The sequence below is a fragment of the Pseudomonas sp. LBUM1656 genome, from assembly GCF_059716065.1.
Genome location: NZ_CP166800.1, coordinates 6,089,276 through 6,107,229 on the forward strand (window position 1 = coordinate 6,089,276; position 17,954 = coordinate 6,107,229).

A 17,954-nucleotide genomic window follows, 5' to 3' on the forward strand; every position below is an offset into this window, starting at 1 on the left:
GCTACATGTTTGCAGCCCGCACGGGCGGCAATCCCGAAGAACAAGGAGTCACCATGAAACGCGTCCTGACCGTACTTGTATTGCTGATCGTCACGCTCGTCATCGGGGTCGGCGGGTACGTGTACATCAAGCAGCCGACGCGCCAGGGCCAGGTGGAGTTGCAGCATCTTCAGGGCTCGGTGACCGTGCGTTACGACGAGCGCGGCGTGCCGCACATCCGCGCCGAGAACGAAACCGACCTCTACCGCACCCTCGGCTATGTGCAGGCCCAGGACCGCTTGTTCCAGATGGAAGCCATGCGCCGCCTCGCCCGGGGTGAGCTGGCAGAGATCCTCGGCCCGAAACTGATCGACACCGACAAACTGTTCCGCAGCCTGCGCATCCGTGAACGCGCCGAGAGCTACGTGGCCGCGCTGGATCGTCAGTCTCCGGCGTGGAAGGCGCTGGAAGCTTATCTGGATGGCATCAATCAATATCAGGACACTCACGCGGCGCCCATGGAGTTCGACGTGCTGGGGATCCACAAGCGCCCTTTCACCGCCGAAGACACCATCAGCGTCGCCGGTTACATGGCCTACAGTTTTGCCGCCGCGTTTCGCACCGAACCGTTACTGACGTTTGTGCGCGACCAGTTGGGCCCCGAGTATCTAAACGTTTTCGAACTCGACTGGCAGCCCAAAGGCGTGTTGGCCAAATCGCGCTCAACGCCCGGCGCCGCCCTCGCCGCCGGTGACTGGAAAGACCTGAACGCCCTCGCCCGCCTGAGCGAACAGGCCTTGGCCGACAACGGCCTGCCGCAATTCGAAGGCAGCAATGCCTGGGTGATTGCCGGCAACCGCAGCAAAAGCACCAAGCCGCTGCTGGCCGGTGACCCGCACATTCGCTTCTCGGTGCCGTCGGTGTGGTACGAGGCGCAACTGTCGGCACCGGGCTTCGAGCTCTACGGCCACCATCAGGCGCTCGTGCCGTTTGCCTTTCTCGGTCACAACCTGGATTTCGGCTGGAGCCTGACGATGTTCCAGAACGACGACCTCGACCTGATCGCCGAGAAGGTCAACCCGGACAACCCGAACCAGGTCTGGTATCGCGGCAAATGGGTGGACATGGTCAACACCGAGCAACAGATCGCGGTGAAAGGCCAGGCGCCGGTCACGCTGACGCTGCGCCAGTCGCCCCACGGCCCGATCATCAACGATGCACTCGGCACGGCCGCCGGCAAGACGCCGGTGGCCATGTGGTGGGCGTTCCTTGAAACGCCGAACCCGATCCTCGACGGTTTCTACCAGCTCAACCGCGCTGATACCTTGGCCAAGGCTCGCGCCGCAGCGGCCAAGGTTCAGGCGCCGGGCTTGAATATCGTGTACGCCAACGCCAAGGGTGACATCGGCTGGTGGGCCTCCGCGCTGCTGCCCAAACGCGCGGCCGGGGTGAAACCCGGATTCATCCTCGACGGCAGCAGCAATCAGGCGGACAAGGAAGGTTTCTACCCGTTCAGCGCCAACCCGCAGGAAGAGAACCCGGCCCGCGGCTACATCGTCTCGGCCAACTTCCAGCCGGTGTCGCCGACCGGTATGGAGATTCCCGGTTACTACAACCTCGCCGATCGCGGCCAGCAACTCAATCGCCAGCTCAGCGACAAGAACGTGAAATGGGACAACGAGGCCAACCAGAAGCTGCAACTGGGCACCACCACCGCCTACGGCCCGCGTCTGTTGGCGCCGCTGTTGCCAGTGTTGCGTGAAGTGGTGAGCGATCCCGCCGAACTGAAACTGGTCGAGCAATTGGCGCAATGGAAAGGCGATTACCCGCTGGATTCCACCAGCGCGACGCTGTTCAACCAGTTCCTGTTCAACCTGGCCGACGCGACGATGCACGATGAGCTGGGCAATGACTTTTTCGAAACCCTGCTTTCGACTCGCGTGATCGACGCTGCGCTACCACGGCTGACTGCGACCGCCGACTCGCCGTGGTGGGACAACCGCAACACCCTCGGCAAGGAAACCCGCGCCGACACGGTCAAGGTGGCCTGGCAAGCGAGCATCGCCCATCTCAAGACCACCCTTGGCGCTGACTTCGAGCAATGGCAGTGGGGCAAGGCGCATACCCTGACCCATGGTCATCCATTGGGCATGCAGAAGCCGCTGGACCGGATCTTCAACGTCGGCCCGTTCGCGGCGCCCGGCACCCATGAAGTGCCGAACAACCTCTCGGCCAAGATCGGCCCGGCGCCGTGGCCGGTGACGTATGGCCCGTCGACCCGGCGTCTGGTGGACTTTGCCGACCCGGCCCACAGCCTGACCATCAACCCGGTCGGCCAGAGCGGCGTGCCGTTTAACAACCACTACGACGACCAGGCTGAGGCGTATGTCGAAGGGATTTACTACGAGGCGCATTTCAATGACGAAGAAGTCACGGCCAATACGCGCAGTACGCTGAAGCTGTTGCCGGCGCGCAGTGCTCAGTAGATTTGTACTGGCTGGACTGGCCTCATCGCTAGCAGGCTAGCTCCCACAGTGGTCCTGTGCATGCAGATCCATTGTGGGAGCTAGCCTGCTAGCGATGAGGCCCGCAAGAACAACGCATATTCATGGCTCAAACCATCGCCGCAAAATTCAGCCTGAACTGCTGCGGCGTCACCCCCAGCCTGCGATTGAACACCGTGCGCATGTGCTGGGCATCGCGAAACCCGCACTGATACGCCACGGTCTTGAGCGGCGAATGAGTGCTTTCAAGCAGCACCCGCGCCGCATCCACCCGCGCCCGCTCGACGAATTCCGCCGGGGTGATTTTCGCTTCCTTGGCGAACACCCGGGAAAAGTTGCGCGCACTCATGTTGGCCGCGTTCGCCAGATCGGCGATGGTCAAGTCGCCGGTAAGGTTGGCCAGGACGTAGAGCTGCACCAGCGCCACCGCCGACGTCGGCTCGGCGTGGGGCGTGAGGAACGGGCTGAACTGCGATTGCCCGCCCGAGCGCTGGGTGAACACCACCAGGCGCTTGGCCACGCTCAACGCCACTTCCGGTCCGTGGTCCTGCGCCAGCAAGTACAGCGACAGATCGATCCCCGCCGTCACCCCGGCCGAGGTGAAGAGCTCGCCGTCCTGAACGTAGAGGCGATCGGCTTCAACCTGGGTTGACGGGCACAACGTGGCCAGCGCCGCTGCATCACCCCAGTGGGTAGTGACTGTCCGCCCCTCAAGCAATCCGGCCCGGGCCAGCATGAACGCGCCGTTGCAGATCGAGCCAAACCGCTGCGCCCGAGCGCAAGCATTGCGCAACCAGGCATCGAACACCGCGCCGAAATCCAGGAACGGCAACTGTGGCCCGCCGGCCACCAGCAGCAAGTCATAAGCGTCCAGCGCTTCACTGAAATGCCGATGGGCATTGAGCGACAAACCGTTGGAACACGGCATCATCCCGCGCTCGACACCGATGACCTCCAACCGGTAATGGTCATGCGGCTCGAGGAAACGATTGGCTTCGGAAAACACATCCATGGGACCGGTGACGTCCAGCGACTGGACGCCTGCGAACACCACGATGGCAACGGTTTTACTCATGGCAGGAACGCTCTCAATGGTTAGCCATAACTCGACTTGTAGCAGCTGCCGAGCCTGCGAGGCTGCGTTCGGCTGCGAAGCAGTCGTAAACCCTGCGCACGCGGTTTATATGGAAGACCGAGGTGCCTGATTTCACGACTGCTTCGCAGCCGAACGCAGCCTCGCGGGCTCGGCAGCTGCTACAGGGCATGCGTGCAACCCGGATTCAAACTTAGCCAATACGGGCGCAACAAGCGAGGTTGGCGCGATATGCATGCTCATTGGCCGGGATCGCAGCCATGGATCGATTGTCCGGTCTGGGAGACGGGAACAGACTTGTTCCATCAGCGCCGCCACGGCGTTCCCCACGAGGAAAGCACCATGAGCAGCATCATTGCCGGTATCAAAATCCCCGACAGCGCGTTGGCCAGGGCCACCACTGAATTCATTCGCGACGCCGAGTCCGACCTGCTTTACCACCACTCGCGCCGGGTGTTTCTGTTCGGCGCCCTGAGCGGTGAACGCAAGCAGTTGGCCTACGATCCGGAAATGCTTTACGTCGGTGCCATGTTCCATGACCTGGGCCTGGTGGAAGGTCATCGCACCGACGACGAGCGTTTCGAAGTCGATAGCGCCAACGCCGCCAAGGCGTTCCTCAAGCCGTATGGTTTGTCGGATGGCGATATCGAGCAGGTGTGGCTGTCGATTGCCCTGCACACTACGCCGGGCGTGCCGCAACACTTGCGGCCTAACGTGGCGCTGGTCACGGCCGGTGTGGAAATGGATGTGCTGGGCATCGACTACGCCGCATTCCCCACTGTGCAGCGCGAAGCGGTAGTGCATGCGCATCCACGGGGCGAGGGTTTCAAGGAATGCATCCTGTGTGCGTTCGCCAATGGCTTCAAACACAAACCGGACACCACGTTCGGCACAGTGAACGCGGATGTGCTGGTGGACAGCGAGCCGGGGTTCAAGCCGATGAACTTTGTCGAGATCATCCGCAAATCCCCTTGGGTTTCCTGAACTGATCGTTCCCACGCTCCGCGTGGGAATGCATCCCGGGACGCTCCGCGTCCCATCCAGAGCCGAACGCGGAGCGTCCGTTGAGGCATTCCCACGCAGAGCGTGGGAACGATCAGACGAGGTTTAAGCCGCTTCCGGCGCCTGCTGCGCGCGACGCACGTCCGGTTGTTTCCAGGAGTCGGCAGCACTTTCCTCGATCGCCTGCTGGATCGCACGCTTGCGCGCTTCTTCGGCCCGGCGGCTGAAGAACCAGACCAGGAAGGTCATCAGCGATACCGCCAGCAGAATCAGGCTGGCCACGGCGTTGATCTCGGGTTTAACCCCCAGACGCACCGCCGAGAACACTTCCATCGGCAGGGTCGTGGAACCCGGGCCCGACACGAAGCTCGCCAACACCAGGTCATCCAGGGACAAGGCGAAGGACATCATGCCGCCGGCCCCCAGCGATGGCGCGATCATCGGGATGGTGATCAGGAAGAACACCTTCCACGGCCGCGCACCGAGGTCCATGGCCGCCTCTTCGATGGACAGGTCCAGCTCACGCAACCGCGCCGACACCACCACCGCCACATACGCCGCACAGAACGTTGTGTGGGCGATCCAGATGGTGACGATGCCGCGTTCCTGTGGCCAACCGATCATCTGCGCCATGGCCACGAACAACAGCAACAGCGACAGACCGGTGATCACTTCGGGCATCACCAGCGGCGCGGTGACCAGGCCACCGAACAGCGTGCGACCCTTGAAGTGGGCGATACGGGTCAGCACGAACGCCGCCAACGTACCCAGTGCCACCGCCGCCACCGCCGTGTAGCAGGCGATTTCCAGCGAGCGCACCACCGAGCCCATCAGTTGCGTGTTGTCCATCAAGCCGACGTACCACTTGATCGACCAGCCGCCCCACACCGTCACCAGCTTGGAAGCGTTGAACGAGTAGATCACCAGGATCAGCATCGGCGCGTAGATAAACAGCAAGCCCGCGATCAGCATGAAACTCGAGAAACGGAAGCGCTTCATTCTTTACCCTCCATTTCCTTGGCCTGACTGCGGTTGAACAGGATGATTGGCACAATCAGGATCAGCAACATCACCACTGCCAAGGCAGACGCCACCGGCCAGTCGCGGTTGTTGAAGAATTCTTGCCAGAGCACTTTACCGATCATCAGGGTTTCCGGACCGCCGAGCAGTTCCGGGATCACGAACTCGCCCACCACCGGAATGAACACCAGCATGCAACCGGCGACGATGCCGTTCTTGGACAGCGGGATAGTGATCTTCCAGAAGCTGTTGAAGGTGCTCGAACCCAGGTCGGATGCGGCTTCCAGTAGACTGTTGTCGTGCTTCACCAGGTTGGCGTAGAGCGGCAGAATCATGAACGGCAGGTACGAATAAACCACACCGATATACACGGCGAGGTTGGTGTTGAGGATCTGCAGCGGCTCGTCGATCCAGCCCATGGTCATCAAGAAACCGTTGAGCAGACCGTTGTTGCTGAGGATGCCCATCCACGCATACACGCGGATCAAGATCGCGGTCCAGGTCGGCATCATGATCAGCAGCACCAGCACCGTTTGCATCTCTTTACGGGCACTGGCAATGGCGTAGGCCATCGGGTAGCCGATCAGCAGACAGAGGACGGTGCTGATCAGCGCCATCTTCAGCGAGCCAAGGTAGGCGGCGATGTACAACTCGTCGCCGGCCAGCATCGCGTAGTTGCCCAGGTTCAACAGCACCTGGAGCTTCTGGTCGATGAAGCTGTAGATCTCGGTGTAGGGCGGAATGGCCACATCGGCTTCGGCGAAACTGATCTTCAGGACGATGAAGAACGGCAACATGAAGAACAGGAACAGCCAGATGAACGGAACCCCGATGACCAGTTGGCGGCCACCGGGAATTATTCGATTGAGGCGGCGTTTGAATTTGCGCATGTTCATGAGCGAAGTACCACGCCGCTGTCGTCTTCCCAGTACACGTAAACCTGGTCACCCCAGGTTGGGCGCTGGCCACGACGTTCGGCGTTAGCCACGAACGACTGCACGATCTTGCCGCTCGGCAATTCGACGTAGAACACCGAGTGCCCGCCCAGATAAGCGATGTCGTGCACCTTGCCGCTGGACCAGTTGTATTCGCAGGTCGGCATGGTCGGCGTCACCAGCAGTTTTTCCGGACGGATCGCGTAGGTCACGGATTTGTCCTGCACCGAAGTGCTAATGCCGTGACCGACGTAGATCTGGCGATCCAGGTCCTTGCAGGTAATGGTCGCGTGGCCTTCGGCGTCGTCGATCACTTCACCGTCGAAGATGTTGACGTTGCCGATGAACTCGCAGACCAGCCGGCTGGTCGGGGTTTCGTAGATGTCGATCGGGCTGCCGATCTGGGCGATCCAGCCCAGGTGCATGATCGCGATGCGCTCGGCCATGGTCATGGCTTCTTCCTGGTCGTGGGTCACCATGACGCAGGTTACGCCGACGCGCTCGATGATCTCGACCAGCTCCAGCTGCATTTGCGAGCGCAGTTTCTTGTCCAGCGCACCCATCGGTTCGTCGAGCAGCAACAGCTTCGGCCGCTTGGCCAGGGAACGCGCCAAGGCCACACGCTGACGCTGGCCACCGGACAACTGATGCGGCTTGCGCTTGGCGAACTGCGTCATCTGCACCAGCTTGAGCATGTCTGCCACACGGGCATCGACTTCAGCGGCAGGGATTTTGTCCTGCTTGAGGCCGAAGGCGATGTTCTGCGCCACGGTCATGTGCGGGAACAAGGCGTAGGACTGGAACATCATGTTGATCGGCCGCTCGTACGGCGGCATGTCAGTGATGTCTACGCCATCGAGGAAAATGCGCCCCTCCGTGGGCCGTTCGAAGCCTGCGAGCATGCGCAGCAACGTGGATTTGCCCGATCCCGAACCGCCGAGCAGGGCGAAAATCTCGCCTTTCTTGATTTCCAGGGACACGTCGTCCACGGCAATCGTCTCGTCGAACTTCTTCGTGACCCGGTCGATTTTGACCAACACCTGTTTAGGTGTCTGGTCGCCCTCGAGGGCTTTCTTATAGGCGCCGGAGGCAACTGCCATTTACGAAACTCCCAACAAAATTTGCAGAACGCCCGAGGCGGGCGAACCTTGGATAGTTTGAGCCTTGTCGCTATTTACCCGACTTGACCTTGGTCCAGCTGCGGGTCATCAAACGTTGAATGTTTGGTGGTAACTCGATGGACACGTAAGTCTTGTCGAGGACGGCTTGCGGTGGATAAACCGACTCGTCGGTGCGGATGGACTGTTCCATCAACTTGTCCGAGCCAGGGTTGGGGTTCGCATAGCCAACGGAATCACTGACTTGTGCGATCACCTCGGGTTTCAACAAATAGTTGATGAAGGCGTGGGCCTCTTTGACGTTGGCCGCATCCTTGGGGATCGCCAGCATGTCGAACCAGAGCGCGCCGCCCTCTTTCGGAATCGAGTAGGCGATGTTCATGCCCTTGCCGGCTTCTTCCGCGCGGGCCTTGGCCTGGAACATGTCGCCGGAGAAACCGATGGCGATGCAGATGTCGCCGTTGGCGAGGTCGGCGATGTATTTGGAGGAGTGGAAGTACGTCACGTAAGGGCGCACCGCCAGCAACTTGGCTTCGGCCTTTTTGTAATCTTCGGGGTTGGTGCTGTTGGCGTTGAGGCCCATGTAGTTGAGGACGGTGGGCATCATTTCGTCGGCGGAATCGAGGAACGCCACGCCGCAACTGTGCAGCTTCTTGATGTTCTCCGGTTCGAATACCACAGCCCAGGAATCGATCTTGTCGACGCCCAGCACAGCCTTGATCTTGTCGACGTTGTAACCGATGCCGTTGGTGCCCCACAGGTACGGCACGGCGTACTGGTTACCCGGATCGTTTTGCTCAAGACGCTTGAGCAGCACCGGATCGAGGTTGGAATAGTTGGTCAGCAGCTTCTTGTCGAGCTTCTGGAAAGCGCCTGCCTTGATCTGCTTGCCGAGAAAGTGGTTCGACGGCACGACCACGTCGTAACCGGTACGCCCGGCCAGCAACTTGCCTTCCAGGGTTTCGTTGGAGTCGAAGACGTCGTAGATCGGTTTGATGCCGGTCTCTTTCTTGAAGTCGGCCAGGGTGGTCGCACCGATGTAGTCCGACCAGTTATAAATATGCACAGTGCCGGCCGCCTGGACACTGACAGCGAGTGTCAGCCCGGCGCCGACCAGCATGGCATTGCGCAACAGAGAAAAAATAGGCAAGTGGAGGTCCTCTAAAATTAGTTGGGCCCAAGTTGCCCCGGGTTACATGACAGTCATGGCTGCCCAGCAACAAAACCGGCGCGCAACTTACCCTCGAAAAACCGTTCCAGCAAACTTTATGAAGATCTGTAGCAGCTGCCGCAGGCTGCGTTCAACTGCGCAGCAGTTGTGCTGTTGAAAAAGCGGAGGTCCTTCGGACCTCAACGCAGCCTTCGGCAGCTGCTACAGGGTTTTACTTATTTACCGGATTTGATCTTGGTCCAGCTGCGGGTCATGATCCGCTGGGTCGCGGCCGGCAAGTCGGCAATTGCGTATAGCTTGGCCAGCACGTCAGCCGGCGGGTAGATGCCTGGATCGCTGGTGATGTCTTTATCAACCAATGCGGTGGCAGCCGCGTTACCGTTCGGGAAGCGTACGGCGTTGGTGATTTCAGCCATGATTTCCGGCTTCTGCAGGAAGGTCATGAACTTGTAGGCGCCTTCGACGTTTTCGGCATCTTTAGGGATGGCGACCATGTCGTAGAAGCTACCGGCACCTTCTTTCGGAATGTTGTAGCTGACTTTCACCTTGTCACCGGCTTCAGCCGCGCGGGACTTGGCCTGGTAGATGTCACCCGAGTAACCCACGGCCACGCAGATGTTGCCGTTGGCCAGGTCGGAGATGTACTTGGACGAGTGGAAGTAGCCCACCGAAGGACGAATCTTCAGGAACAGTGCTTCAGCTTCGGCCAGTTGTTTTTTGTCCTGGCTGTCGGTTGGATAGCCCAGGTAGTGCAACGCCACCGGAATCATCTCGGTTGGCGAATCGAGGAAACTGATACCGCACGACTTCAACTTGGCGGCGTTTTCAGGTTTGAACAGCAGGTCCCAGGAATTGGTTGGTGCATCGGCACCCAGTGCAGCCTTGACCTTCTCGGCGTTGAAGCCGATGCCAATCGAACCCCACATGTACGGGAAAGCATGTTCGTTGCCCGGGTCGCTCACCGACACCGCCTTGAGCAGGTCAGTGTTCAGGTTTTTCCAGTTAGGCAGCTTGGACTTGTCCAGCTTCTGGTAAACGCCGGCCTTGATCTGCTTGGCCAGGAAGTTGTTCGACGGCACGACGATGTCGTAGCCGGACTTGCCTGCCAGCAACTTGGCTTCCAGGGTTTCGTTACTGTCGAAGACGTCGTAGACGACTTTGATGCCGGACTCGGTTTCGAACTTCTTGATGGTGTCCGGAGCGATGTAGTCGGACCAGTTATAGACGTGCAACACCTTGTCGTCCGCCTGTACCGCACCCGCCATCATGCCCATCAGGGACATGGCGAGGAGAGTCTTGCCAGCAAGCTTTTTTCCTAATGCCTTCATGCGTAATGCTCCAAATTTTTCTTTTTAGAACCACTTTGTTCAGTGGCCGAACCTGGACAACTGGAACCGCGGCTAGTCTGGCAAGATCCGGGGCGGTCTTTCAAGGAAAGGCCACCCTTGGAACTGCTCTGAGCGAAAGTTTCATGACTCCCGCCCAGAGCCTAGCACTTAGCCCTGCAACGCACTCAGGGTCAGGTCCAGGCACTTGCGTGCCTTGGTTACCAGCTCATCGATTTCAGCCTTGGTAATCACCAGCGGCGGAGCAATGATCATGGTGTCCCCCACGGCGCGCATGATCAGGCCGTTGTCGAAGCAGAACGTGCGGCAGATCATGCCAACGCCCTTGCCCTCGTAACGCTTGCGAGTGGCCTTGTCCTGAACCAGTTCGATAGCCCCCAACAGACCTACACCGCGCACTTCCCCCACCAACGGGTGATCGCTCAGTTCCCGCAAGCGTTTCTGCAAATACGGTGCCGTTTCCGCATGAACGCGCTCGATAATTTTCTCTTCGCGCAGGATGCGGATGTTTTCCAGCGCCACCGCAGCGGCCACCGGGTGCCCTGAATAAGTGAAACCGTGGTTGAAGTCGCCGCCTTCGTTGAGCACCGCAACCACTTCGTCACGCACGATCAGCCCACCCATCGGGATGTAGCCAGAGGTCAGGCCTTTGGCGATGGTCATCATGTCGGGCTTGAGGTCGTAGAAATCGGTACCGAACCACTCACCGGTGCGGCCGAAACCACAGATCACTTCGTCCGCCACGAACAGGATGTCGTACTTGGCGAGGATTTCCTTGATGCGCGGCCAGTAGGTCTCTGGCGGAATGATCACGCCGCCGGCGCCCTGGATCGGCTCGGCAATAAAGGCACCGACGTTGTCCACGCCGATTTCCAGAATCTTTTCTTCCAGCTGATTGGCCGCCCACACACCGAACTCTTCCGGTGTCATGTCGCCGCCTTCAGCAAACCAGTACGGCTGGGCGATGTGGACGATGCCCGGGATCGGCAAGTCGCCCTGTTCGTGCATGTAGGTCATGCCACCCAGGCTCGCGCCGGCCACGGTGGAACCGTGATAGCCGTTCTTGCGACTGATGATGACTTTCTTCTTCGGCTGGCCCTTGATCGCCCAATAGTGGCGGACCATACGCAGCATGGTGTCGTTGCCTTCGGAGCCGGAACCGGTGAAGAACACGTGATTCATGCCTTCAGGCGCGATGTCGGCGATGGCCTTGGCCAGTTCCAGCACCGGCGGGTGAGCGGTCTGGAAGAACAGGTTGTAGTAAGGCAGTTCGCGCATCTGTTTGCTGGCGGCATCGGCCAGTTCATCGCGACCGTAGCCGATCGCGACGCACCACAGGCCGGCCATGCCGTCGAGGATCTTGTTGCCTTCGCTGTCCCAGAGGTAAACGCCCTTGGCGTTGGTGATGATCCGCGGGCCTTTCTCTTTCAGCTGCTTGAAGTCGCTGAACGGGGCCAGGTGGTGATCGTTGCTCAGGGTTTGCCATTCACGGGTTTGCGGGTTGTTTCTGGTCATGCGAATTCTCCTAAGATTTCAGTGAGGGCGCGACCAAGTGCCGTCGCGCCCGGCGCGTCAGACGGCGAAGAGCAGGAATTCCCGCTCCCACGAACTGATCACGCGCTTGAAGTTTTCATGCTCGGCCCGCTTGACCGCGACGTAGCCAGTGATGAATTTCTTGCCCAGGTATTTCTCGATGGTCGCGCTGTTTTCCATGCGTTCCAGCGCGTCTTCGATGGTCAGCGGCAGGCGCAGGTTGCGGCGTTCGTAGCCACGACCCACCACCGGCGCACTCGGGTTCAAGCCTTCGACCATGCCGATGTAACCGCAGAGCAGGCTCGCGGCAATCGCCAGGTACGGGTTGGCGTCGGCGCCCGGCAGGCGGTTCTCTACCCGACGGTTTTGCGGCCCGGCATCCGGAACCCGCAGGCCCACGGTGCGGTTCTCTTCGCCCCACTCCACGTTCACCGGCGCCGAGGTGTCGGGCAGGAAGCGGCGGAACGAGTTGACGTTCGGCGCGAACAGCGGCAACAACTCGGGGATCAGCTTCTGCAAGCCACCGATGTGGTGCAGGAACAGTTGGCTCATGGTCCCGTCTTCATTGGAGAAGACGTTCTTGCCGGTTTCGATGTCAATGATGCTCTGGTGCAAGTGCATCGCGCTGCCCGGCTCACCGGTCATGGGCTTGGCCATGAAGGTGGCGGCCACGTCGTGCTTGAGCGCGGCTTCGCGCATGGTGCGTTTGAAGATCAGGATCTGGTCGGCCAGAGACAGGGCATCGCCGTGACGGAAGTTGATTTCCATCTGCGCCGTGCCGTCCTCGTGGATCAGCGTGTCGAGGTCCAGTTCCTGCAATTCACACCAGTCATAAACGTCCTCGAACAGCGGATCGAATTCGTTCGCCGCTTCAATGGAGAACGACTGACGACCGGTTTCCGGGCGCCCGGAACGGCCGATCGGCGGTTGCAGCGGGTAGTCCGGGTCGTCACTGCGCTTGGTCAGGTAAAACTCCATTTCCGGCGCCACGATCGGCTGCCAGCCTTTGTCGGCATAGAGTTTCAGGACCTTCTTGAGCACGTTACGCGGCGACAGCTCGATCGGGTTGCCCTGCTTGTCGTAGGTGTCGTGGATCACCTGGGCGGTCGGCTCGATGGACCACGGCACTACGTAAACCGCGTTCTGGTCGGGGCGGCAGATCATGTCGATGTCGGCCGGGTCGAGCAGTTCGTAATAGATGTCGTCTTCGACATAGTCGCCGGTCACGGTCTGCAACAGAACGCTCTCGGGCAGGCGCATGCCTTTTTCGGCGATGAACTTGTTGGTCGGCGAAATCTTGCCCCGGGTGATCCCGGTCAAGTCGGCGATCATGCATTCGACTTCTGTGATCTTGTGGTCTTTCAACCAATCGGTGAGCTGGTCGAGGTTGTGACTCATAAATGCCTCTTAGGCTGAGTTTCCTGACTCTTATAAGTCAGGCGTTGTTTGACGCATGGGCGTCGCGTGATACAGATTGCCACTGCAATGGCCGCGCGCAAGTACCCACACGGGTAATGGCGTGGGTCAGCGAGAGCGTAGTGGAACGTGCAGAATCATGAGCAGAAGCCGACGCGCTGATCGGGCTGCCAGGGTGAAACGGTTCTATATTGGAAAGAAAGCCAGTAAAGAGAATGTCGTGCAGACCGTCCAGAATATCGGACGGGGACAGCAGGTTCGCCGGGAAAGTAAGAGTCGACGCCACGCCTTTGGCAACGCTTGCCTTGGCGTGAACGCAACGATCGCCACTGATGTGATAAGCATGCAGACCGATCTGCCTTGAGCAGATGGCGACGCCGATTAACGGCAGGCGAGACATGAAGCACCCCGGTATTATTGCTGTTATGGGTTTGAATCGAGCTTAGCCTTGTTCATTTTTTTACACAACACCCCCGTAAAAAATACAACACGGCCCGCTCAAGCCTGCGGGCGCTAAAGCGCTCAAAGGCATAAAAACGCCCCAAACTGCCTCAAAAAAGCCCTACGAGCGCTTTTTTAGGGCAAAAAAGGCCTCGCTTGACTTCGGCAGGCCGTTCGGGTTGACTGAAACCCGAAGAGATCAATGATTGATATTTTTAACAACAAAGGTGTTGCATCATGTCGGTACCCCCGCGTGCCGTTCAGCTTAACGAAGCGAACGCGTTCCTTAAGGAACATCCTGAGGTTCTGTACGTTGACCTTCTGATTGCGGATATGAATGGTGTGGTGCGCGGCAAGCGCATTGAACGCACCAGTCTCCACAAGGTTTACGAGAAAGGCATCAACCTGCCGGCCTCTCTATTTGCTCTGGATATCAATGGCTCGACGGTCGAAAGCACCGGTCTGGGCCTGGACATCGGCGATGCTGACCGAATCTGCTATCCAATCCCAGACACCCTGTGCAATGAACCCTGGCAGAAGCGCCCTACTGCGCAACTGCTGATGACCATGCACGAACTCGAAGGTCAGCCGTTCTTTGCCGACCCGCGGGAAGTGCTGGCCAATGTCGTGCGCAAGTTCGATGAAATGGGCCTGACCATCTGCGCTGCATTCGAACTGGAGTTCTACCTGATCGACCAGGAGAACGTGAACGGTCGTCCGCAACCGCCACGCTCGCCGGTGTCCGGCAAACGCCCGCATTCGACTCAGGTGTACCTGATCGACGACCTCGACGAATACGTCGACTGCCTCCAGGACATTCTGGAAGGTGCGAAGGAGCAAGGCATCCCTGCCGATGCAATCGTCAAGGAAAGTGCCCCGGCGCAGTTCGAAGTGAACCTGCACCACGTGGCCGACCCGATCAAGGCCTGCGACTACGCGGTCCTGCTCAAGCGTCTGATCAAGAACATCGCCTACGACCATGAGATGGACACCACCTTCATGGCCAAGCCTTACCCGGGCCAGGCGGGCAACGGTCTGCACGTGCACATTTCGATTCTTGATAAAGAAGGCAAAAACATTTTTGCCAGCGAGGATCCCGAGCAGAACGCCGCACTGCGTCACGCGATCGGCGGTGTGCTCGAGACCCTACCGGCGCAGATGGCTTTCCTCTGCCCGAACGTCAACTCCTACCGTCGTTTCGGCGCACAGTTCTACGTGCCGAATTCACCGTGCTGGGGTCTGGACAACCGTACCGTGGCGATCCGCGTTCCAACCGGTGCCGCCGATGCCGTGCGCATCGAACACCGCGTGGCCGGCGCCGACGCCAACCCGTATCTGTTGATGGCTTCGGTGCTGGCGGGCGTGCATCACGGCCTGACCAACAAGATCGAGCCGGGCGCGCCCGTGGAAGGCAACTCCTACGAGCAGAACGAGCAAAGCCTGCCGAACAACCTGCGCGATGCACTGCGCGAGCTGGACGACAGCGAAGTCATGGCCAAGTACATCGATCCGAAATACATCGATATCTTCGTGGCTTGTAAGGAAAGCGAGCTGGAGGAGTTTGAACACTCCATCTCCGACCTTGAGTACAACTGGTACCTGCATACCGTGTAAGTGGTTGCAGTAAAAACAAACGCCGCAGGCTGATAAGGCCTTCGGCGTTTTTTTATGGCCGCCTGCGGCGGATCGCTAGCAGGCTAGCTCCCACAGTTGATCTCCAGTGAACATAAATTCTGTGTACACCGGAAATCCCTGTGGGAGCTAGCCTGCTAGCGATGGCGTCCTGGCAGACAACACAGATGCCTGCTCGTACAATGCCCCCTGCCCCGCAGGAGGACTCCAATGACGCGCACCGCCACTATTCGCAAACCCCGCGCCCGCAGCCAGGCCCGGATCGATTCGATACTCGATGCCGCCCGCACGCTGCTGGCTGCCGAAGGCGTGGCCAGTCTGTCGATCTACAGCGTCGCCGAGCGCGCGGAGATCCCGCCCTCCTCCGTCTACCATTTCTTTGCCAGCGTCCCGGCCCTGCTCGAAGCCCTGACGGCCGACGTCCACGCCGCGTTCCGCGCCTGTCTGCAAGCACCCATCGACCACCACGCCCTCAGCGACTGGCGCGACCTGTCGCGAATCGTGGAGCAGCGCATGCTCGACATCTACGGCGAAGATGCTGCCGCCCGGCAACTGATCCTCGCCCAGCATGGCCTGACCGAAGTCACCCAGGCCGACCGCCAGCACGACATCGAGTTGGGCGACTTGATGCACAAGCTGTTCGATCATCACTTCGAACTGCCGAAGTTGCCGACCGATGTCGATGTGTTTGCGTTGGCGATGGAGCTGGGGGATCGGGTGTATGCGCGTTCGGTGCAGCAGCATGGGCAGATCACGCCGCGCATGGCTGAAGAAGGGATGCGGGTGTTTGATGCGTATCTGGGGCTGTATTTGCCGCCTTACCTACCGAAGCGCGCTATTCCAGCCTGATCTCTCTGATCGTTCCCACGCTCCGCGTGGGAACGATCAGGGTTCACACCCTCCGGGGTTGTGCGCAGTGCACGCCCTTACAACTTGGCGATCGACACCTCGGTGGATTTCACAAACGCGATCACTTCGCTGCCGACCACCAGTTCCAGCTCTTTCACCGAGCGGGTGGTAATCACCGAAGTAACGATGCCGGAAGCGGTCTGAACGTCGATTTCCGACAGCACGTCGCCCAATACGATTTCCTTGATCGAGCCTTTGAACTGGTTACGAACGTTGATGGCCTTGATAGTCATGATGTTGATTCCTGTCGTTGGATAAGGCTTGAGTTATTGAGCCCAACGCAACTGCGTAGGCAAGGGTGAAACAGGTTCCGGTTCCGGCGGTTGGCCGGGCAGTGCGAGTACTCGATTGAGTACTTCGGTTTCCAGCGCCGCCAGCCGATGGGAGCCACGGGCCCGAGGGCGTGGAAGCTCAACGTGCAGGTCGAGGCCGACTTCGCCCTCTTCGATCAGGATCACCCGATCGGCAATCGCCACCGCTTCACTGACGTCGTGGGTCACCAGCAACACGGTGAAGCCGTGCTTCTGCCAGAGCCGTTCGATCAGTTGCTGCATTTCAATTCGGGTCAAGGCGTCCAGCGCACCCAAGGGTTCGTCGAGCAAGAGCAAGCGTGGTTGATGGATCAGCGCACGGGCCAGGGCCACCCGTTGCTTCTGGCCACCGGACAGCGCCGCTGGCCACTCATTGGCGCGATCCGCCAGACCGACCGACTCCAACGCTTCCAGCGCTTGCGGCCGCCAGTTGCCCTTGAGCCCGAGACCGACGTTGTCGATGACCTTTTTCCACGGCAGCAAACGCGCTTCCTGGAACATCAATCGGGTGTCTTCCCGCGCATCGCTCAGCGGCGCGGAGCCAGCGAGCAACTCACCGCCGGTGGGTTTGTCGAGGCCGGCGAGCAACCGCAGCAAGGTACTCTTGCCACAGCCACTGCGACCGACCACGGCGACAAACTGACCCGCCGGAATGTGCAGATCGATCTCACGCAACACCTGCCGAGAACCAAAGGTCTTTTGCAGTTTGCGCACCACCAGCGGAATTCCGCGCAGCAGGCGTGGAGGTTGTTGAGCGGTCATGCGGCACCTCCTTTGGCAACCTGATACGCCGGATGCCAGCGCAGCCACACACGTTCAAGTCCACGGGCCGCGAGGTCGGCGAGTTTGCCGAGCACGGCGTACAGAAGAATCGCCAGCACCACCACGTCAGTCTGCAAAAACTCCCGGGCATTCATGGCCAGGTAGCCAATCCCGGAGCTCGCGGAAATGGTTTCAGCGACGATCAGCGTCAACCACATAAAGCCCAGCGCGAAGCGCACGCCGACCAGAATCGATGGCAGCGCGCCCGGCAGAATTACCTGACGGAACAGGCTGAAACCGGACAAGCCATAACTGCGCGACATCTCCACCAACGCCGGATCGACGTTACGGATGCCGTGATAGGTGTTCAGGTAGATCGGGAACAACGTGCCCAACGCCACCAGGAAAATCTTCGCCGACTCATCGATGCCGAACCACAGGATCACCAGCGGAATCAGCGCCAGATGCGGCACGTTGCGGATCATCTGCACCGAACTGTCGAGCAGGCGTTCGCCCCATTTCGACAGGCCGGTGATGAAGCCCAGAACCAGACCGATGCTGCCGCCGATGGTGAAACCCAGCGCGGCACGCCAGCCGCTGATTGCCAGGTGCGTCCAGATTTCGCCGCTGCGCACCAGGCTTACGCCGGCCTCGATGACGGCGATTGGCGCCGGCAGAATCCGGGTCGACAACCAGCCCGCCGACACCGACAACTGCCACACCGCCAGCAGCAACACCGGCAACGCCCACGGCGCGAGGTTGTGGATAACTCTCTTCATGGC

General features: G+C 59.8%; 16 protein-coding genes. 4 read left to right on the forward strand and 12 right to left on the reverse strand.

The genetic code is table 11. The features are described 5' to 3' along the window. The first annotated feature begins 53 nt into the window (after window positions 1-53). A complete protein-coding gene (locus tag ACA072_RS27665; RefSeq protein WP_497621886.1) occupies window positions 54-2,465 on the forward strand; it encodes a penicillin acylase family protein in 2,412 nt (803 codons plus the stop codon). 127 nt (window positions 2,466-2,592) lie between these two features. Here ACA072_RS27665 and ACA072_RS27670 read toward each other — a convergent pair whose 3' ends face one another. After that, a complete protein-coding gene (locus ACA072_RS27670) occupies window positions 2,593-3,558 on the reverse strand; it encodes a GlxA family transcriptional regulator (protein WP_497621889.1) in 966 nt (321 codons plus the stop codon). 360 nt (window positions 3,559-3,918) lie between these two features. Here ACA072_RS27670 and ACA072_RS27675 point away from each other — a divergent pair, with 360 nt between their 5' ends. Then, window positions 3,919-4,560 (forward strand): HD domain-containing protein, encoded by a 642-nt coding sequence (locus ACA072_RS27675; protein ID WP_497621891.1) that lies wholly within the window; start codon window positions 3,919-3,921, stop codon window positions 4,558-4,560. Window positions 4,561-4,683: 123 nt separating this feature from the next. Here the strand turns inward: ACA072_RS27675 and ACA072_RS27680 are convergent, their stop codons facing one another. The 8 genes from ACA072_RS27680 to ACA072_RS27715 form a co-directional block, all read right to left on the reverse strand. After that, complete coding sequence (locus tag ACA072_RS27680; RefSeq protein WP_497621892.1) at window positions 4,684-5,577, reverse strand: ABC transporter permease subunit; 894 nt, start codon at window positions 5,575-5,577, stop codon at window positions 4,684-4,686. After that, window positions 5,574-6,455, reverse strand: a complete 882-nt coding sequence (locus ACA072_RS27685; protein ID WP_178082364.1) for an ABC transporter permease subunit — start codon at window positions 6,453-6,455, stop codon at window positions 5,574-5,576. Before ACA072_RS27685 ends, ACA072_RS27680 begins: the two co-directional genes overlap by 4 nt. 35 nt (window positions 6,456-6,490) lie before the next feature. Then, window positions 6,491-7,633: an ABC transporter ATP-binding protein gene (locus ACA072_RS27690; protein ID WP_497621894.1), complete on the reverse strand. Its 1,143-nt coding sequence runs from the start codon at window positions 7,631-7,633 to the stop codon at window positions 6,491-6,493. A 70-nt stretch (window positions 7,634-7,703) separates the two neighbouring features. After that, window positions 7,704-8,801 (reverse strand): polyamine ABC transporter substrate-binding protein, encoded by a 1,098-nt coding sequence (locus tag ACA072_RS27695; protein WP_497621896.1) that lies wholly within the window; start codon window positions 8,799-8,801, stop codon window positions 7,704-7,706. 236 nt (window positions 8,802-9,037) lie between these two features. After that, window positions 9,038-10,150: a polyamine ABC transporter substrate-binding protein gene (locus ACA072_RS27700; RefSeq protein ID WP_497621898.1), complete on the reverse strand. Its 1,113-nt coding sequence runs from the start codon at window positions 10,148-10,150 to the stop codon at window positions 9,038-9,040. 168 nt (window positions 10,151-10,318) lie between these two features. Next, the gene (locus tag ACA072_RS27705) at window positions 10,319-11,683 is read right to left on the reverse strand and encodes an aspartate aminotransferase family protein (protein WP_497621900.1); all 1,365 of its coding nucleotides are present in this window, start codon (window positions 11,681-11,683) and stop codon (window positions 10,319-10,321) included. Window positions 11,684-11,740: 57 nt separating this feature from the next. Continuing rightward, window positions 11,741-13,099 carry a glutamine synthetase family protein gene (locus ACA072_RS27710; RefSeq protein WP_497621902.1) on the reverse strand — a complete coding sequence of 453 codons (1,359 nt, stop codon included), beginning with the start codon at window positions 13,097-13,099 and terminating at the stop codon, window positions 11,741-11,743. 37 nt (window positions 13,100-13,136) lie between these two features. Then, window positions 13,137-13,517 carry a gamma-glutamyl-gamma-aminobutyrate hydrolase family protein gene (locus ACA072_RS27715; protein ID WP_497621905.1) on the reverse strand — a complete coding sequence of 127 codons (381 nt, stop codon included), beginning with the start codon at window positions 13,515-13,517 and terminating at the stop codon, window positions 13,137-13,139. A 278-nt stretch (window positions 13,518-13,795) separates the two neighbouring features. Here ACA072_RS27715 and ACA072_RS27720 point away from each other — a divergent pair, with 278 nt between their 5' ends. After that, window positions 13,796-15,172, forward strand: coding sequence for a glutamine synthetase family protein (locus ACA072_RS27720; RefSeq protein WP_109635714.1), 1,377 nt, complete (start codon window positions 13,796-13,798; stop codon window positions 15,170-15,172). Between the two features lie 228 nt (window positions 15,173-15,400). Continuing rightward, window positions 15,401-16,039, forward strand: a complete 639-nt coding sequence (locus tag ACA072_RS27725; RefSeq protein ID WP_497621906.1) for a TetR/AcrR family transcriptional regulator — start codon at window positions 15,401-15,403, stop codon at window positions 16,037-16,039. A gap of 77 nt (window positions 16,040-16,116) precedes the next feature. Here the strand turns inward: ACA072_RS27725 and ACA072_RS27730 are convergent, their stop codons facing one another. Genes ACA072_RS27730 through ssuC form a run of 3 tightly spaced genes read right to left on the reverse strand, consistent with a single transcriptional unit; the run spans window position 16,117 to window position 17,951 of the window. Then, the gene (locus ACA072_RS27730; RefSeq protein WP_003229256.1) at window positions 16,117-16,332 is read right to left on the reverse strand and encodes a TOBE domain-containing protein; all 216 of its coding nucleotides are present in this window, start codon (window positions 16,330-16,332) and stop codon (window positions 16,117-16,119) included. Between the two features lie 33 nt (window positions 16,333-16,365). Beyond that, window positions 16,366-17,172: an aliphatic sulfonates ABC transporter ATP-binding protein gene (gene ssuB / locus ACA072_RS27735; RefSeq protein ID WP_461977662.1), complete on the reverse strand. Its 807-nt coding sequence runs from the start codon at window positions 17,170-17,172 to the stop codon at window positions 16,366-16,368. After that, window positions 17,169-17,951 (reverse strand): aliphatic sulfonate ABC transporter permease SsuC, encoded by a 783-nt coding sequence (gene ssuC, locus ACA072_RS27740; RefSeq protein WP_497621907.1) that lies wholly within the window; start codon window positions 17,949-17,951, stop codon window positions 17,169-17,171. Before ssuC ends, ssuB begins: the two co-directional genes overlap by 4 nt. Window positions 17,952-17,954: the final 3 nt, after the last annotated feature.

Bases quoted from the DNA above. Each gene is read 5' to 3' on its own strand.
- ssuC (WP_497621907.1), bottom strand. From the start codon at position 17,951: ATGAAGAGAGTTATCCACAACCTCGCGCCGTGGGCGTTGCCGGTGTTG.
- ACA072_RS27670 (WP_497621889.1), bottom strand. From the start codon at position 3,558: ATGAGTAAAACCGTTGCCATCGTGGTGTTCGCAGGCGTCCAGTCGCTG.
- ssuB (WP_461977662.1), bottom strand. From the start codon at position 17,172: ATGACCGCTCAACAACCTCCACGCCTGCTGCGCGGAATTCCGCTGGTG.
- ACA072_RS27665 (WP_497621886.1), top strand. From the start codon at position 54: ATGAAACGCGTCCTGACCGTACTTGTATTGCTGATCGTCACGCTCGTC.
- ACA072_RS27720 (WP_109635714.1), top strand. From the start codon at position 13,796: ATGTCGGTACCCCCGCGTGCCGTTCAGCTTAACGAAGCGAACGCGTTC.
- ACA072_RS27715 (WP_497621905.1), bottom strand. From the start codon at position 13,517: ATGTCTCGCCTGCCGTTAATCGGCGTCGCCATCTGCTCAAGGCAGATC.
- ACA072_RS27675 (WP_497621891.1), top strand. From the start codon at position 3,919: ATGAGCAGCATCATTGCCGGTATCAAAATCCCCGACAGCGCGTTGGCC.
- ACA072_RS27700 (WP_497621898.1), bottom strand. From the start codon at position 10,150: ATGAAGGCATTAGGAAAAAAGCTTGCTGGCAAGACTCTCCTCGCCATG.
- ACA072_RS27710 (WP_497621902.1), bottom strand. From the start codon at position 13,099: ATGAGTCACAACCTCGACCAGCTCACCGATTGGTTGAAAGACCACAAG.
- ACA072_RS27680 (WP_497621892.1), bottom strand. From the start codon at position 5,577: ATGAAGCGCTTCCGTTTCTCGAGTTTCATGCTGATCGCGGGCTTGCTG.
- ACA072_RS27725 (WP_497621906.1), top strand. From the start codon at position 15,401: ATGACGCGCACCGCCACTATTCGCAAACCCCGCGCCCGCAGCCAGGCC.
- ACA072_RS27705 (WP_497621900.1), bottom strand. From the start codon at position 11,683: ATGACCAGAAACAACCCGCAAACCCGTGAATGGCAAACCCTGAGCAAC.
- ACA072_RS27730 (WP_003229256.1), bottom strand. From the start codon at position 16,332: ATGACTATCAAGGCCATCAACGTTCGTAACCAGTTCAAAGGCTCGATC.
- ACA072_RS27690 (WP_497621894.1), bottom strand. From the start codon at position 7,633: ATGGCAGTTGCCTCCGGCGCCTATAAGAAAGCCCTCGAGGGCGACCAG.